The 15,285-nt window shown below is 66.2% G+C and carries 15 protein-coding genes; 7 read left to right on the forward strand and 8 right to left on the reverse strand.

All coding sequences use genetic code 11. The features are described from left to right. The first annotated feature begins 286 nt into the window (after positions 1-286). Positions 287-2,011 carry a S1C family serine protease gene (locus AC3A4M_RS02380; protein ID WP_498733705.1) on the forward strand — a complete coding sequence of 575 codons (1,725 nt, stop codon included), beginning with the start codon at positions 287-289 and terminating at the stop codon, positions 2,009-2,011. Between the two features lie 204 nt (positions 2,012-2,215). Next, complete coding sequence (locus tag AC3A4M_RS02385; RefSeq protein ID WP_498733708.1) at positions 2,216-2,983, forward strand: PIG-L deacetylase family protein; 768 nt, start codon at positions 2,216-2,218, stop codon at positions 2,981-2,983. A 50-nt stretch (positions 2,984-3,033) separates the two neighbouring features. On the opposite strand, the gene AC3A4M_RS02390 is transcribed toward AC3A4M_RS02385, so the two are convergent. The 6 genes from AC3A4M_RS02390 to AC3A4M_RS02415 all read right to left on the reverse strand — a co-directional run bounded on the left by AC3A4M_RS02390 (position 3,034) and on the right by AC3A4M_RS02415 (position 8,253). Continuing rightward, positions 3,034-3,645 (reverse strand): anti-sigma factor, encoded by a 612-nt coding sequence (locus AC3A4M_RS02390; RefSeq protein WP_498733710.1) that lies wholly within the window; start codon positions 3,643-3,645, stop codon positions 3,034-3,036. A 60-nt stretch (positions 3,646-3,705) separates the two neighbouring features. Then, entirely contained in the window at positions 3,706-4,173 is a 468-nt protein-coding gene (locus AC3A4M_RS02395; RefSeq protein ID WP_498733712.1) for a tRNA (cytidine(34)-2'-O)-methyltransferase, read from the reverse strand. 34 nt (positions 4,174-4,207) lie between these two features. Beyond that, positions 4,208-5,146 carry a J domain-containing protein gene (locus AC3A4M_RS02400; RefSeq protein ID WP_498733713.1) on the reverse strand — a complete coding sequence of 313 codons (939 nt, stop codon included), beginning with the start codon at positions 5,144-5,146 and terminating at the stop codon, positions 4,208-4,210. 137 nt (positions 5,147-5,283) lie between these two features. Further along, positions 5,284-6,084, reverse strand: coding sequence for a pyrimidine reductase family protein (locus AC3A4M_RS02405; RefSeq protein ID WP_498733715.1), 801 nt, complete (start codon positions 6,082-6,084; stop codon positions 5,284-5,286). Between the two features lie 16 nt (positions 6,085-6,100). After that, positions 6,101-7,033: a dihydropteroate synthase gene (gene folP / locus AC3A4M_RS02410; protein ID WP_498733717.1), complete on the reverse strand. Its 933-nt coding sequence runs from the start codon at positions 7,031-7,033 to the stop codon at positions 6,101-6,103. Beyond that, complete coding sequence (locus tag AC3A4M_RS02415) at positions 7,030-8,253, reverse strand: NAD(P)/FAD-dependent oxidoreductase (RefSeq protein ID WP_498733718.1); 1,224 nt, start codon at positions 8,251-8,253, stop codon at positions 7,030-7,032. The genes folP and AC3A4M_RS02415 overlap by 4 nt, the downstream gene beginning before the upstream one ends. Positions 8,254-8,401: 148 nt before the next feature. Here AC3A4M_RS02415 and AC3A4M_RS02420 point away from each other — a divergent pair, with 148 nt between their 5' ends. From AC3A4M_RS02420 to AC3A4M_RS02440, 5 genes are all read left to right on the forward strand, one after another. Next, complete coding sequence (locus tag AC3A4M_RS02420) at positions 8,402-9,628, forward strand: cysteine desulfurase family protein (RefSeq protein WP_498733720.1); 1,227 nt, start codon at positions 8,402-8,404, stop codon at positions 9,626-9,628. Between the two features lie 75 nt (positions 9,629-9,703). After that, entirely contained in the window at positions 9,704-10,840 is a 1,137-nt protein-coding gene (gene mnmA / locus AC3A4M_RS02425; RefSeq protein ID WP_498731301.1) for a tRNA 2-thiouridine(34) synthase MnmA, read from the forward strand. Between the two features lie 17 nt (positions 10,841-10,857). Continuing rightward, the gene (locus tag AC3A4M_RS02430; RefSeq protein ID WP_498733723.1) at positions 10,858-11,799 is read left to right on the forward strand and encodes a CPBP family intramembrane glutamic endopeptidase; all 942 of its coding nucleotides are present in this window, start codon (positions 10,858-10,860) and stop codon (positions 11,797-11,799) included. 9 nt (positions 11,800-11,808) lie between these two features. Continuing rightward, the gene (locus AC3A4M_RS02435) at positions 11,809-12,210 is read left to right on the forward strand and encodes a chorismate mutase (protein WP_498731303.1); all 402 of its coding nucleotides are present in this window, start codon (positions 11,809-11,811) and stop codon (positions 12,208-12,210) included. Continuing rightward, positions 12,207-13,274 (forward strand): uroporphyrinogen decarboxylase/cobalamine-independent methonine synthase family protein, encoded by a 1,068-nt coding sequence (locus AC3A4M_RS02440; RefSeq protein ID WP_498733725.1) that lies wholly within the window; start codon positions 12,207-12,209, stop codon positions 13,272-13,274. Before AC3A4M_RS02435 ends, AC3A4M_RS02440 begins: the two co-directional genes overlap by 4 nt. A 51-nt stretch (positions 13,275-13,325) precedes the next feature. Here AC3A4M_RS02440 and AC3A4M_RS02445 read toward each other — a convergent pair whose 3' ends face one another. Together AC3A4M_RS02445 and AC3A4M_RS02450 are read right to left on the reverse strand one after the other, a co-directional pair. Continuing rightward, the gene (locus AC3A4M_RS02445; RefSeq protein ID WP_498733727.1) at positions 13,326-13,976 is read right to left on the reverse strand and encodes a DUF4166 domain-containing protein; all 651 of its coding nucleotides are present in this window, start codon (positions 13,974-13,976) and stop codon (positions 13,326-13,328) included. 9 nt (positions 13,977-13,985) lie between these two features. After that, positions 13,986-15,278 carry a DUF58 domain-containing protein gene (locus AC3A4M_RS02450; RefSeq protein WP_498733729.1) on the reverse strand — a complete coding sequence of 431 codons (1,293 nt, stop codon included), beginning with the start codon at positions 15,276-15,278 and terminating at the stop codon, positions 13,986-13,988. Positions 15,279-15,285: the final 7 nt, after the last annotated feature.

The following is a 15,285-nucleotide window of genomic DNA, read 5'->3' on the forward strand; positions in this document are numbered from 1 at the left end:
GTCCGGAAGCCCGGTTGATATCGTGGCGGATACCGGAGCGCACCGTTGATCCGCCCCGTTTTTGATTCTATGGGGCGGTAGTGGGAGCGTCCACCCGAATCTACCGTCTCGGAAGCGGGTACGCCGGAAGCGCAATGTCCCGTCCGGACTGATTCCGTGGTGCCAGCCGGAGCGGAACTCATGCTTCACGGGGCATTCGGCGTATTCCCAGTTTTCTTCCAGCGAATATCGGCCCGGGTTTCAGATTGAGCAGGCATAGTGGTAACAGTCCAAGGAAAGGGAAACTATGACTGAGCACAACCAGGATCCGGAAGCCACCTTCCGGCGCCAGGTCCCGCCGCCGCCGGCGAAGCCACCGGCTGCAGCGGACGTCAATGCTGATTACCGCACCCCAGCCGGCGAACCGGATAGGGGAGAGCCAGCCGGTTCTGAGCAGAATCCGCGTACTCAGTCGCTTCCTCAGTCATCGCAGCCGACCGAGCCGCTTACGGGCTGGCACCGGCCGGATGGTTCGGACCATGCCCAATCCGGGACGTTCGGCGAAACGAACAACGAGGACTCCGGCAGCCGGACGCAGCCCGGTGCAGCTTCACAGCAAACCGGATACAGCGAGGCCAGCCCATACGGCCAGCAGAACCCCTATGGACAGCAGCATCAGTACGGCGGGCACAATCCCTACGGCCAGCAAAGCGCCTACGGTCATTCCGGCGGTTACGGCCAGTCCGACGACGCATCATCGGAGGCCGGCTACGGGCAGCATGGCTCCGCCCCTTACTACGCGTCGACTGCATCTACGGGCACCCAGACACCCAAGGGAGCAGCCAGGAAGCGTTTCGGAAGCGGCACGCTGGTAGCCGGCATGCTCCTCGCCGGGCTCGCAGGCGGCGGAGTCGCAGTGGGCGCGCAGTCGCTGGCGGGTGACGTCCCGCCGTCGTCGGTTGCCTCCGGTTCAGCGGAGCAGCTGATCGTTAACAACACCGACTCGGTCAACGAAATCACTGCTGCCGCGGCCAAGGCATCCCCGAGCGTCGTGACGATTTCCGTCGCCTCGGGTAATTCGGGCGGTTCCGGTTCGGGCATCATCCTCGATAAGGAAGGCCACATCCTCACCAACACGCACGTGGTTACTTTGGGCGGGCAGGCTGCGGACCCGAACGTGGAGGTCCGCACCAGCGACGGCAAGGTCCACCGGGCCAGCATCGTGGGAACGGACCCGCTGTCGGATCTGGCCGTGATTAAGATTGAAGCGCAAGGTCTGACGCCTGCTTCCTTCGCCGACTCAAGCGAGCTCAATGTCGGGGACACCGCCATCGCCATCGGCGCGCCCCTCGGCCTGAGCGGTACGGTGACGGACGGCATCATCTCGACGCTGAGCCGGACCATCAGCGTGTCTTCCTCGGAAGTGCCCGAGGCACCCGAGGAAGAGGCGGCCCCCAATCCCGGCGACCAGTGGAACTTCCAGTTCCCCGAGGATTCCGGCAACCAGTCCTCCGGACAAGGCAGCATCTACCTCAATGTCATCCAGACAGACGCCGCCATCAACCATGGCAATTCGGGCGGCGCCCTTGTGAATACCAACGGGGAAGTCATCGGCGTAAATGTTGCGATCGCATCCGCCAGCCAGGACAGCGGGAGCATCGGTGTTGGTTTCGCCATCCCGAGCAGCTATGCCGAGCGGATCGCCCAGGACCTGATTGCCGACGGCAAAGCAACGCACGGCTATCTAGGCGTCACGGTCACAGCCAAGGCTGCGGAGGCTTCGCGCGGGGGCACCCAGTTCTCCGTCGGGGCTGAGGTCGCCGGCGTCAGCGGGGGGTCTCCTGCCGAAAAGGCCGGACTGCGCGAAGGAGATGTCATCACTGGGGTCGGGGAACGGGTGATCGAGGACAGCCTCTCACTGACGGCAGCCATCCGCGAGCAGCCCGTGGGCGACACCGTAACGCTGAAAGTGCTGCGCGGGGGCGAAGAGCAGAGCATCGATGTAACAGTGGGCGAGAACCCGGAAAGCTGAAGCGGCCTGTAGAAAAGAACCAGACCGGCTGCGGAACCTCCATAGGGTTCCGCAGCCGGTACTTTTTACGTCATTTCCGAGCCGGTCCGGTCCAGGGCGCCAGTCGGGGGACGCCGCCGGTATGGTTAGCTAAGCTGTACCGGCTGAGCACTGCGCGACCGCAGACAGCCGCGGAAATCCGCAGCGGAAGGGTTGAGGAAACATATGCCAGCTTTGCCCATGGAAGCCGAGGGGCCAGTCACCGCACCTGAGCGGGTCCTGGTCTTCGCAGCCCATCCGGACGACCTGGATTTCGGCGCCGCCGGAACCATTGCACGCTGGACCGCCGCCGGCACGCAGGTGAGCTACTGCATCATGACCGACGGCGATGCTGGGGGATTCGACGAGACGCATCGGCCGGAAATCGTGGCGATGCGCGCGGCCGAACAGGCCGAGGCTGCACGGATCTGCGGCGTGTCGGACCTGCATTTCCTCCACCAGCGCGACGGTTTTCTGGAGCCGAGCTACGAGGTTGTCGGCATGGTGGTGGAACTGATGCGCAAAATCCGTCCGGATATTGTGCTCGCCATGCACCCGGAACGTGCCTGGGACCGGATCCAGAAGAGCCATCCGGACCACTTGGCGTGCGGTGAGGCGGTTACCCGTGCGGTCTATCCCGCGGTGGAGAATCCGTTTGCCTATCCGGAACTTGCCGAAGCAGGCCTGCCCGCCTACAAAGTGCCGTATCTCTGGTTCTTCGGTGGGCCAGCCGAGCGGGAGAACCATTTTGTCGATATCACCGAGTTTGTCGACACCAAGGTGCAAGCTATCCGGATCCACGCGAGCCAGCACCCGGACGTGGAGCGGATGGATGCCAGGGTCCGCTCGATGCTGCGTACCAACGCGCGCCGTGGCGGTCTGGAGGAAGGCCGCAGTGCCGAGGCGTTCCACGTAGTCGGTATCAATACCCCGGCCACGATTGCCGGTTTCTAGCGCTCCGAGGGCCCTTGCCAGGCAACGCGCGGCGAAGGGCCCTCGGAAAGCTACTGGTCCAGCGGGACGGACAGCGTGAACGGCGGCGTCGGCGACTGCGCGCCTCCACGGGCCTCCAAGGTCAAGGCAACCTCATTGAAACCGATCACATTTTCGATGATGACAGGTTCCTCGCCGGAGACGTTTTCGCTGCTGAGCGCACCCACTGACTGCGGTGCTGACCCGTTCGCCGGGATTTTCCAAAGCTGGTAAATCTGGCCGTCGCCGGCGGCAGATAAGTTCCGGAACGTCAGGACCGCGGCATTCCTGTCGGTGGACACTGCGACGTCGGCACTGGCGCCGTCGTCGCCTTCCACGGTGGCGGTGACTACGTCCGACGCATCGAGGACATCCTGCTCGGCCGAGCGGCCCAGAGTCTGCACGGCGGCGATAGCCCCGATAATCAAAACAACGACGGCGACAGCTACGAGGATCCACTTGGTCGCGGCCGGCATCGGCCTGCGCGCCGGAATATCGTCTTCCGCCGTGAGCTGGTCTGCGTGCAGCACCGACGGGTCCTCGGAAGCGCCGGTTTCCGGTGCGTTCTGCTCGGGTTCGTAGTCAGGCTCGTAATCCGGAGTAGATGAAGAGGCCTTGTCGTCTCGGGGCAGTGGCGTTTCCATAAGTCCTTAGCATAGTGCCGCGTCCTTCAGAAGGGCGGCGGGGTGAATGGGGATGACGTCTTAGAGCTGGGCGCCGGCGAAACCATGCTGCCGCCAGGCCTCATAGATGGCGATGGACGCCGAGTTGGCGAGGTTCAACGAGCGCAGCGTCGGCCGCATGGGCAGGCGCAGGCGGGCGGTGACGTGGGGATCGTGCTTGACGTCCTCGGGCAGCCCCACCGATTCGGGGCCGAAAAGCAGCACGTCGCCGGGCGCGTAGGCGATCTCCGTGTAGGCCTGTTCGCCGTCGGACGTAAATGCGTAGACACGTTCGGGCCGTAGAGCGACCCAGGCAGCCTGCAGCGACTTGTGAACATGGACCACGGCCAGGTCGTGGTAATCCAGTCCGGCGCGGCGAAGCTTGGCGTCGTCGAAGGAGAAGCCGAGCGGTTCCACTAGATGCAGTTCGGCGCCGGTAATCGCGGCCAGGCGGATGGCGTTTCCCGTGTTGCCCGGGATTTCAGGGGTATAGAAGAGAATGCGGAACACGCTCTCCATCCTATGCACGCCGCGGCGTCAAGGGTTATTTGTGCATGCCGGAGAGCAGGCGTCCCAGCGAGGGGACATGCACGGTATTGGGAGCGGGGCCGCTGCCCAGGAACTTTTTCAGCTCGCGGATCAGCCGGGCGGCGTTCACCACATGGACCGGGGCATGCGAGTGGGGATCGTAGCCGCGCGCGTAGTCGACCACGGGTTCGTGCAGGTTGCCGTCCGGCGAATGGATAACTGTCCAGCCCTGCACATTCAGCTCCGGAAAGAGGTCCTGCATGCGCCGGACCGCGGGCACCAGCTGGGGCGGTTCGACAACGCGACCGTCCTTGCGCAGGGTGTAGCCGTCCCACCGGAAGATCCCTTTGGGCAGCAGCATGGAATCAATCAGGGCCAGCCGGTAGCCGGCCAGCAGGGCATGGTCGATGAAACCGCGGTCAGCGGGGGAGTGGAGGCCGTTGACCAGGCGGGCAGAGGGCATCTCGGGCAGGATCTGCTGGGACAGCAGCCGGACCGTCCGGGCTTCCCGCTGCAGCCGTGATGCCGCGCCGAAGACGCCGCGTTTCCGCGGTGCCCCGTGGATCTGCTGACCAGCCAGCGACAGCGGCACCAGGCTTGACGCCTCGGTCGAGTCATAGGACGGAACATAAACGGCCGGGTCTGCGGCGGCCGCGCGCCGTTCGCCGGGACGGCGGTGCGGGGCAGTGGTGAAATTGGACCCGGCGGCAAAGGCCTCTTCACTGTCCGTGGGCGCATTGGGAACCGACGCCGTCCCATAAGACCGGTCGTACCGGGCCCGGGTCTGCGGGTTGCTGAGCACTTCGTAGGCGAGAGTCACCTGGCGGAACGCCGAGGGGTCGCCGCCGTGGTCCGGATGGGTGGCACGTGCGGCGCGGCGGTAGGCCGCCTTGATCTGCTGTGCGGTGGCATTGGCAGGCAGCCCCAGGGTTTCATAGTGGGATGGGGGAGTCACCTGCCGCCTTTCCTGTAGTCGACCGAAATCGCCGCTGTTCCGAACGCAAGTCTAGCGCCGGGGCCTTCGCTCTGTCGGAATTTCAACGAACCGGAGGCGGACCGGGTTCCGGCTGGCGTTGCTGCTCCGGCAGCGGCTCAACGCTGGGAAGCGGCAGCCACGGAGAGGTAGCGCAGCAGCAGCATCGAGTCCGACTCGAGGATATGGGCCAGCCTCATGGCCTGCGGTGCATGTTCGGCCACATGGTCGGCCACCCGTTTGCCGGTTCCCCCGGCCAGGATGGGACTCATGGTCAGGCACAGTTCGTCGACCAGCCCGGCGGCTTCGAAGGAGCCAAGGAGGGTCGGCCCGCCTTCGCTGTGTATCTGGGTCAGGCCCCTGGAGGTCAGGATCTCGACGATCCTGGCCGGTTCCACCCACTGGTCCCCGGCGTCGACGATCTCCGCAACGTCTTCCAGTGCGCGCCGGCGGCCGGCATCAGCCCTGGCCGTGGTGAGCAGCAGCGGACGGACCGGTGCCTGGACAAACAGTTCGCTGTCCGGGTCCAGGTTCAGCGAACCGGAAACGACGGCGAACGCAGGGCGGGCCGGCATGCCGTGTTCTATCCGCCACTGCCGGCTCTCGGCCGAGAGCAGTTCTCCGCCGTATCCCTCGGCACGGATGGTGCCGGCTCCGATGAGGATGACGTCGGCAAGCCGGCGCAGCAGCGAGAAAACGTGCTGGTCCACCTCATTGCCCAGGGGGCCGGACCTGCCCTCGTGGGTGGCGGCACCGTCGAGGCTGGAGACAAAATTGAAGCGCACCCAGGGCCCGTTGTGCGGCAGTTCGCCGTACCACTGCAGCAGCTGCTCGTCGGTGGCATCCGCGGCTGCCTCCGGAAAGATCCGGTTGATGGAGGCAAGCGGTGCAGCAGTCCGGGTCGCTGAGCCGTCCGTCATAAATTCTTCCCTTCGGTCACGGCTGCGACGGTTCGTTGAACTCGCCCATGTTGTGTTTCAGATATGCCGGTTCGCGCCAGCCGAGCGCAGCTTCGGTAAAGCGCACGGCTGCGTTGGCTTCGGCGACGTTATGCATCCGGACGATTCTGGCCCCGTTCATAATGCACATGACGGCGGCAGCGATGGATCCGGACAAGCGGTCCTGCTTGGGCTGGTCCAGCGTCTCGCCGATGAAGTCCTTGTTCGACACGGCGGCAAGCGCAGGGAAACCGAGTGCGGCTATTTCCTGGAAGCGGCGGGTGATTTCCAGCGAGTGCAGGGTGTTCTTGTTCAGGTCATGGCCCGGGTCGATAACGATTTTCTCGGGGGCGATGCCCAACTCCACGGCAAGGTCCACCTTGCGACGCAGGAAGTCCGCAATTTCAACGACGACGTCGTTGTAGCGGGGACGCGGATAGACGGTACGCGGCGCCGCCAGCGAATGCGTGATGACCAGGTGGGCGCCGCCGGCGGCTACGGCGGCGGCGAGGTCTTTGTTCTGCAGCCCGGTGGTGTCATTGATGACGTTGGCGCCGGCCTTAATGCTGGCCTCTGCTACCTCGGGCAGGAATGTGTCGGCCGAAATGATGACGTTGGACTGCGCACGGACGGCCTCAATGACCGGTACGATCCGCTCGGCCTCTTCGGCTGCACCCAAAGCCGGCCCCGGCGCAAACGGAACGCCGCCGATGTCAACCCAGTCGGCGCCGTCGTTAACTGCCTCCAGGCACGCGTCCACCGCCGTCTCCAGCTCAAACGTCCGGCCGCCGTCGTAAAAGGAATCGGGCGTGCGGTTGATGATGGCCATCAGCGCTACCCGGCTGTTGAAATCGATCTTCCGGTCGCCGAAGGTGTGGACCGGATGATCGAGGGTCGGCAGGTAAATGCCGGGTAGCGCAGTTTCCGTCACAGGCTCTTCAGCTCCTTGGCAGTGTTGGATAGGTCCACCGCTTCAACGGGGCGGCCGGAGCGGATCAGGTCCTGGATGTCGTCCTGCACATCCCAGACATTTACATTCATACCAGCCACCACCCGCCCTTCGCGCAACCAGAACGCAATGAACTCCATGGCGTCCAGGTCGCCGCGGATGACCGGTTCGGCCGTGGCCCAGGGGAAGTAGCCGGAATACTCCATGCCGATATCGAACTGGTCGGTGTAGAAGTAGGGAATGTCATCGTTGACCGCATCCTGGCCCAGCATCACCCGCGCCGCCGTCTTGCCCTGGGCGATCGCGTTGGCCCAGTGTTCGCTGCGCAACGGGCGGCCGAGCGCCGGATGATAGGCGTTGGCGACATCCCCGGCGGCGAACACGTCCGCTGCGGAAGTGCGCAGGCTCTGGTCGGTATCGATACCGTTGGTCACGGCCAGCCCGGCCGCCTTGGCCAGAGCGGTGTTCGGGACGGCTCCGATGGCAACGAGCACCAGGTCCGCGGGCAGGCGCTCGCCGCCCTCAAGGACTACTTCCTCCACTCTGCCCTCCCCGCCGGTGAACTCCAGCGGCGTCATGCCGGTACGGATAATGACGCCTTCCCGCCGGTGCCGGTCCGCGAACTGGTTGCCGATGAGAGCGCCCAATGTATGGCCCAGCGGTACATCCTCGGGCCCGACGAGCGTTACGTCGTTGCCCAGCTGCCGGGCCGTCGCGCCGACTTCCATGCCGATCCAGCCAAGTCCGATGACCACGAGCTTCTTGCCGCCTCTGGCCAGCGCGGAGTGCAGCGCGCTGCTCTCTTCGAGGGAGCGCAGGTAATGGATGCCTTCCAGGTCCGCGCCGGGGATATCCAGCCGGCGGGATGAAGCGCCGGTAGCCAGCAGCAACTGCCCGTAGCCGAGATTCGTGCCGTCGGCCAGAGTCACGGAATGGCCGGCCGGATCGAGGGACTCCACTGATGTCTGCTGCCGCAGATCAACCTTGTTCTCCGCGTACCAGCCGGGGTCCTTGACCAGGGCGGCGGAAGCGTCCTCGTTCCCGGCCAGGTAGGCCTTGGACAGCGGCGGCCGGATGTACGGTTCGTGGGGCTCGGCGCCGACCAGCGCGATATCGCCGGTGAAGCCTTCGCTGCGCAGGGTTTCCGCGGCTGTGGCGCCGGCCAGGCCCGCACCCGCAATAACGATTGATGTGGTCCCCATGATGGCGCTCCTTGACTGCGTGGTGTGCGGTACTGGCTCCGGATTGCTTCTGCTCTAAAACGGGTATTTATGACTTTAGAAAGGGTGCTGATGGAAGTCAATGGAGCCGATTTTCGTGAACTCTTCGTGCGACCGGTAGAATTCTGGTGTGCCCGTGTATCTAGACCACGCGGCGACCACGCCCATTTCGGCGCAGGCCCTGGCCGCACTCACCACTGAACTCAGCCGCAGCGGCAATCCTTCCTCGCTGCACGGCTCCGGCCGCCGTGCCCGCAGGGTGGTTGAAGATGCCCGCGAAGCCCTGGCAACGGCCGCCGGCGCGCATGCGAGCGAGATCATTTTCACCTCCGGCGGCACCGAAGCGGACAACCTCGCGGTCAAGGGCCTCTACTGGGCCCGGCACGACGCGGACCCCGGCCGCCGGAAGATCATCTGCTCCCCGGTTGAGCACCACGCGGTGCTGGATACCGTTGAATGGCTGGCCGCCCACGAGGACGCGGAAATCGTGTGGCTGCCGGTCGACGAATTCGGAGTCGTTTCGCTGCCGGCCCTGCAGGCTGAGCTCGACGCCGATGCCTCCTCCGTGGCGCTGGTTACGGTCATGTGGGCCAACAACGAGGTGGGCTCGGTCCAGCCCATCGCCGGGATTGTCGAGGCGTCGCACGCCCATGGGATCCCCGTCCATTCCGACGCGGTCCAGGCCTTCGGCTCCCTGCCGGTTTCCTTCAAAGAGTCCGGACTGGACACCATGGCCATCAGCGGGCACAAGATCGGCGGACCGGTGGGCGTGGGCGCCCTGCTGGTGGGGCGCAGCGTCAAGCTGACGCCGGTCCAGCACGGCGGAGGGCAGGAACGGGACATCCGCTCCGGCACCCTGGATACCCCCGCCATCGCTGCGTTTGCCGCGGCGGCGGAGGCCGCCGTCGGGAATCTGGGCGAGGAAAGCGAACGTTTGGCGAGACTACGCGAGAAGCTGATTGCCGGCGTCGTTAGTGCAGTTCCCGAGGCGGTGCTGCGCGGCACGCCGGATCCGCAGCTGGAGGGCAAGCGGCTGCCCGGCAATGCGCATTTCACCTTCCCCGGCTGCGAAGGCGACTCCCTGCTGTTCCTGCTGGATCTGGCCGGGGTGGAGTCCTCGACAGGCTCCGCCTGCACCGCCGGTGTGCCGCGGCCCTCGCACGTGCTGCTGGCCATGGGGCTCGACGAAAACGAAGCGCGCGGCGCCCAACGGTTCAGCCTCGGGCATACATCGACCGCCGAAGACGTTGATGCATTGTTGAAGGTGCTGCCGGACGCCTACGCACGGGCCAAAAAAGCCGGCATGGCCGGGCACATGTCCAGCATCGTCACGGCCGGCACCGAGCGCTGGCAATAGCAATGCCGCCGGAGCGCCTTGGAGTCCGCCGGGGCTTGGGGCAACTGATTTGAACACAACACATAAGGATTTTTCATGAAGGTATTGGCAGCGATGAGCGGCGGAGTCGACTCCGCCGTGGCAGCAGCGCGCGCGGTGGAAGCCGGCCACGATGTGGTCGGAGTCCATCTGGCGCTGTCCCGCATGCCCGGCACGCTGCGTACCGGCAGCCGCGGCTGCTGCACCATCGAGGACTCCCGCGACGCCTGGCGGGCCTGCGACATTCTGGGCATTCCGTACTACGTCTGGGACTTCTCCGAGCGGTTCAAGGAAGACGTGGTGGATGACTTCATCGCCGAGTATGCTGCCGGCCGCACGCCGAACCCCTGCATGCGCTGCAACGAGCGGATCAAGTTTGCCGCGCTGCTGGAGAAGGCGCTCGCGCTGGGCTTCGACGCCGTCTGTACGGGCCACTACGCCAAGGTGATCGAGGATGCGGACGGCAACCGGGAACTGCACCGGGCCGCCGACTGGGCCAAGGACCAGTCCTACGTTCTCGGCGTGCTCACCCACGAGCAGCTCAAGCATTCCATGTTCCCGCTGGCCGAGACCCCGTCCAAGGCCGAGGTCCGGGCCGAGGCCGAGCGGCGCGGGCTTTCCGTGGCCAACAAGCCGGACAGCCACGATATCTGCTTTATTTCCGACGGCGATACGCGCGGCTGGCTGGCCGAGAAGATCGAGATGGAAACCGGGCAGATCGTGGACCAGACCGGCGAAGTGGTCGGGGAGCACGACGGCGCCAACGCCTTCACCGTGGGCCAGCGCCGCGGCCTGAAGCTGGGCCGACCGGCAGCGGACGGCAAGCCCCGCTTCGTGCTGGAGATCCGACCGAAGGAAAACAAGGTTGTGGTTGGCCCCGAAGCGCTGCTGGCCGTGGACCAGATGCGCGGCATCAAGGTCTCCTGGGCCGGCGTCCCCATCGCCGAGGTCGAGTCGCAGACCGAGTTCGACTGCATGGTGCAGGTACGCGCCCATGGTGACCCGGTTGCAGCCCACGCGCAGGTGCAGCCCGCCGACGACGGCCGGCCGGAGCTGGTGGTAACGCTGGTGGAGCCGATGCGCGGCGTGGCGCCGGGGCAGACCATGGTGCTGTACCAGGGCACCCGCGTGCTGGGACAGGCCACCATCGATTCGGCACGTTCGCTCAGCTGGGACCCGGCACAGGTTTCCTAAGCTATTACGCTGGCCCTATGGCAGCGGTTAACTGGCGTCCGGTCATTTCCTTCATTGTGCTCGCGTATGCGCTCGCGTGGCTGGCGGCGTTGCCGCTGTGGCTTGGCGGCGGACTGCGGGATCCGCTTTTCGGGGTTTATGCGGTACTGATGATGTTCACGCCTGCGGTCGCCGCGCTGATCGTGAGCCGATTCGTGGACCGGCCGGCCTCCATTCCGCGGGAACTCGGACTCGTCCAGGTGCGCCCGGTGGGACGCTTCCTGCTCTACTCGGGCCTGGGACTGGTGGTCCCGGTTGTCCTTGTGATGGGGGCACTGGTCGTCGGGGCCTGGCTGGGCGTTTATCCGGCTGACTTCGAGAACTTCTCCGGATTCGAAGCCGCTCTCCGCGAGCAGACCGAGGCCGTCGGCGCGCCGATGCCGGCCATTCCCATCGGCATCCTGGTGGCCGCTCAGTTCATTAACATCTTCATCGGGACCATCATCAACACGGTGCCGGCGCTTGGCGAAGAGCTCGGCTGGCGAGGCTGGCTGCTGCCGCGGCTGATGCCGCTCGGCGCGCCGGCGGCGATCGTGGTTTCCGGCGTCGTCTGGGGGTTGTGGCATGCCCCGCTGATCCTGCTCGGCTACAACTACCCGGACGGCCCCGGCTGGCTGGGCGTCCTGGCCATGTGCGGCATGTGCATGGTGTTCGGCGGCGTCTTCGCCTGGCTGCGGCTGGGCTCGGATTCGGTCTGGCCGGCCGCGCTGGCCCACGGCGCTCTCAACGCGTCCGCCGGACTGATGTTCGTCTTCGTCATGGCCGGCTCCGGATTCTCCACTTTCCACGCCGGCGTGCTGGGCTGGTCCGGCTGGATCCTGCCGCTGCTGCTGATCATTGGCCTGGGGCTTGCCGGCCAGTTCCGTCCGGCGGCTTCATACAGAGTCCAGAGGACGCAAAGCCCGACGGCGAAACCCTAGACTGGACGCATGACTGAACCACGCTTTGCTGAAGATTTCGATCCGTCGGCCAGCTCCTTGTCCGGAGAGGTTGCCCCTGAGATCATGGCGGAGCTGTTGTCAGTGCGGGGCAGTATCGACAACATCGATGCGACGCTCGTGTACCTCCTGGCGGAGCGGTTCAAGGCGACGCAGCGGGTGGGATATCTCAAAGCACGCTACAAGCTGCCGGCGGCGGACCCGGACCGGGAGGCAGCCCAGATCACCAGACTGCGGCGCCTGGCAGAAGAGGCGCACCTCGACCCGGCTTTTGCCGAAAAATTCCTGAACTTCATCATTTCAGAGGTCATCAGGCATCACCAGGCCATTTCCAACGAACACAACGGCGGTACCAGCCGCGATGCCGAACAGGACGAGTCCGCCGGAGTATGACCAGCCCACGAGAAGCACCTCCGGCGGCGCCGGAGCAAACCGCACTGTCCGTCAGCGCAACCGGGCTGGGCAGCTGGCCGGGCACTGACCCGACGGAGGCGGCACGGACCATCCGCGGCGAGCTGGGGGAGCCGAACCTGCCGCATCTGGTGGAACTGCCCGACCGGGGCATTGGCTCCGACCCGGTGGGCCGTACCGCAGCCATGCTGCTGGAACTGGCCGTAGATCTCCAGCCCCACGGCTGGCGGCTGGTCGACCGTCCGGGGCTGGACCACCGCCGGGCGGCGTCTGCGCTGAGCACCGATGTGAACGTTCTGGCAGACGTTGCCGGGGCAGAAGAGCAACCGGGTTCGCAGTTGAAGCTGCAGTGCCGGGGACCGCTCTCCATGGCGGCCAATCTGTATCTGCACAACGGCGAACGGGCCTTGCTGGACAGCGGCGCGCGACGCGACATCGCCGAGTCCCTGGCCGCCGGCGTCGTCGAACATCTGCAGCGGGTCCGCACGGCGGTGCCCGGCGCGGACATCATCGTCCAGGTGGAAGAGCCCGAGATTGCGCAGGTCCTGGCCGGATCCATTCCGACGGCCAGCGGCTACCGCACCCTCCGGGCCGTTCCTGAACACGAGGTGAGTGCGCAGTGGCGCGAACTGGTGGAGTCGCTGCACGCTGCCGGAGCACGGCAAGTAGTCGTGGCGCTGCCCGGGGCGGATGCCCCGTTCGATCTGGTCCTGGACGGCGGCATGGACGGCGTCGCCGTTCCGCTTGAGGGTTTGACCACCGGCCAGTGGGAGGCGCTGGCAGCAGCGGCCGAAGCGGACAAGGGCATCTGGCTGGGGGCGGTGCAGTCCGGCCGTCCTGTCCAGGAGCCTCCGCGCGTTACCGCCATCGTGGATTCCGTCCTGCGCCCGTGGCGGCAGCTCGGGCTTCCCGTGTCGAGGCTGCCCCAGCTCCGGCTCAGCCCTTCAACAGGACTGGCAGGCCAGTCGCCTGAGGCGGCCCGCCGGATCCTGACGAGGCTGAGCCAAGCCGCGGATGCGCTCAACCAGGTTGTCGCCGAAGGATAGTCAATCGGCCAACTGCTGGCATCCGGCCGGACGGTCTCGCGGTGCGGCCGGTCAGCCCTGGGAGGGCACCAGCTGGTAGGAGAACGATCCTCGGTACTCAAGCACGGTGCCCAATTGGCGTTGCAGCACCTTGGTGCGGATCCGGAAGCGGCCTTCGGAACGGTCCCACCATTGCTCGGTGAAGGCGGCGGCTTCCAGCAGCCGCGGCAGGCCCAGACGGAACCGGCCGGCGCTAAAACTGGTGCGGCGGGAGACCAGCCGCATCCGGCCGTCTGCTCCGGCCGAGCAGACCAGGTCTGTCCGCACCGTGCCGCTGCGACCCAGCACGTCTGTCAATCCGGCCCCGTCCTCCCACACCGTCGTGTCCTGCATGGTGCGCCGGCCGCCGTCGAAATCCATGGTCCGGACGGCGGTCAGGGCGGGCCTGCCGGTTGCATCCAGATGGGCGCGGTTTTCAATGCTGAACGGCACGTCCCGCTGGTATTCGGGGAAGAGCGCATGATCCCGGCCAGCGAGCCGCAGGATCGGACGGAGCGCCGAACGCGGACAGCCGGCGACGTCGAAAACCCCCGTGCCGAGACCAACGGCGGCACCTCCGGCAGCGGCCGGGCCGGTTTCCGCGGCCAGGCTGAAATACTCCTGCAGCTCGGTTTGCAGCAGGGCGAAGTCCGCGCCCATGGCCAGCTGGTAGACCGAAGCCATCCGGATCCCCTAAAGCCGGCCGGCGGCTTTGAGCCGGATATAGGTATCGGCCAGCTGCGGCGGCAGCTGGTGCGGATCGGCGTCCACCACTTCGGCACCCAGCTGCTTGATCTGCTGGGTGATGGCGGCCCGGTCCAGGAGCGCCCGTTCCGCGGCGGCGGCCCGGAAGACATCGGTGGCGGTGCCGCGCTCAGCCCGCAGCTCATCCAGCAGCGGATCCCGGACGGAGGCAACCACCACCACATGCTTGGCGGTCAGCTGCGCCAGCATCGGCAGCAGCGATTCCTCGGCCGAGCCCGAATCCAGCGAGGTCAGCAGCACCACCAGGGAACGGTGGGAAGAGATGTTGTGGACCTGCGCGGGGATCTGGGACCAGTCCGCTTCGATGAGCTCCGGCTCCACCGTGGCCATCGCATTGACCAACTGGTTGAGCAGGTTCCCTTTGGAAGCCGATCTGACCGTTGCGCGGGCCCGGCGGTCGAAGGCGAGGAAATCCACGCGGTCCCCGCCCCGCTCGGCCAGAGCCGCCAGCAGCAGGGACGCTTCGATGCCCGTGTCCAGCCTGGGCTCGTTGTCGATCCTGGCCGCCGCGGTGCGCGAAGTGTCCAGCACGATCACCACTCGGCGGTCCCGTTCCGGACGCCACGTGCGTACGACGACGGCCTGCCGCCTTGCGGTGGCACGCCAGTCGATCGAGCGTACGTCGTCGCCTCGGACGTAGTCGCGCAGGGAATCGAACTCGGTCCCGGCGCCCCGGATCTGGACTGCGGCCTTACCGTCGAGCTCACGCAGCTTGCGCAGTTTCGAGGGCAGATGCCGTTTGGCGTGGAAGGGCGGGAGTACACGCAGCCGGGCAGGGGCCGGAACGGAGAGCTGCCGGGCGGCCAGGCCCAGCGGCCCCAGCGACCGGACGGCCACATGGTGCGCCAGCAGATCGCCGCGGCGCTCGGGACGGAGCCGGACCGCAAGCAACCGCCGCTCGCCCGCAGGGATGCTGATCCGCTGCACCGGGTTTATGGCACCGGCGGAAGGCTGCCAGCCGTCCCGGAGGACCGCTTTCAGCTGGCGCGTCCCATGGTTCGTCACCAGCAGTTCCGCCGTGCATTCTTCCGTCAGGCGGACGCTCGGGGGTATCCGGCGTTCCAGGCCGATCTTCCGCGGCGAGCCGGCCAAACCTAGGTCGGCTGCCAGCACCACGGCCAGAAACAGGCACCACCACAGGGCCGTCTGTCCCGCGGGGAACAGGATCAGCGGGAAAACGCCGGCCAGTGCCAGCAGAATGAAGCGTCCGGTCAGCGCCATTGGAGCC

This window comes from Arthrobacter sp. Soil_C_60 (assembly GCF_057656375.1).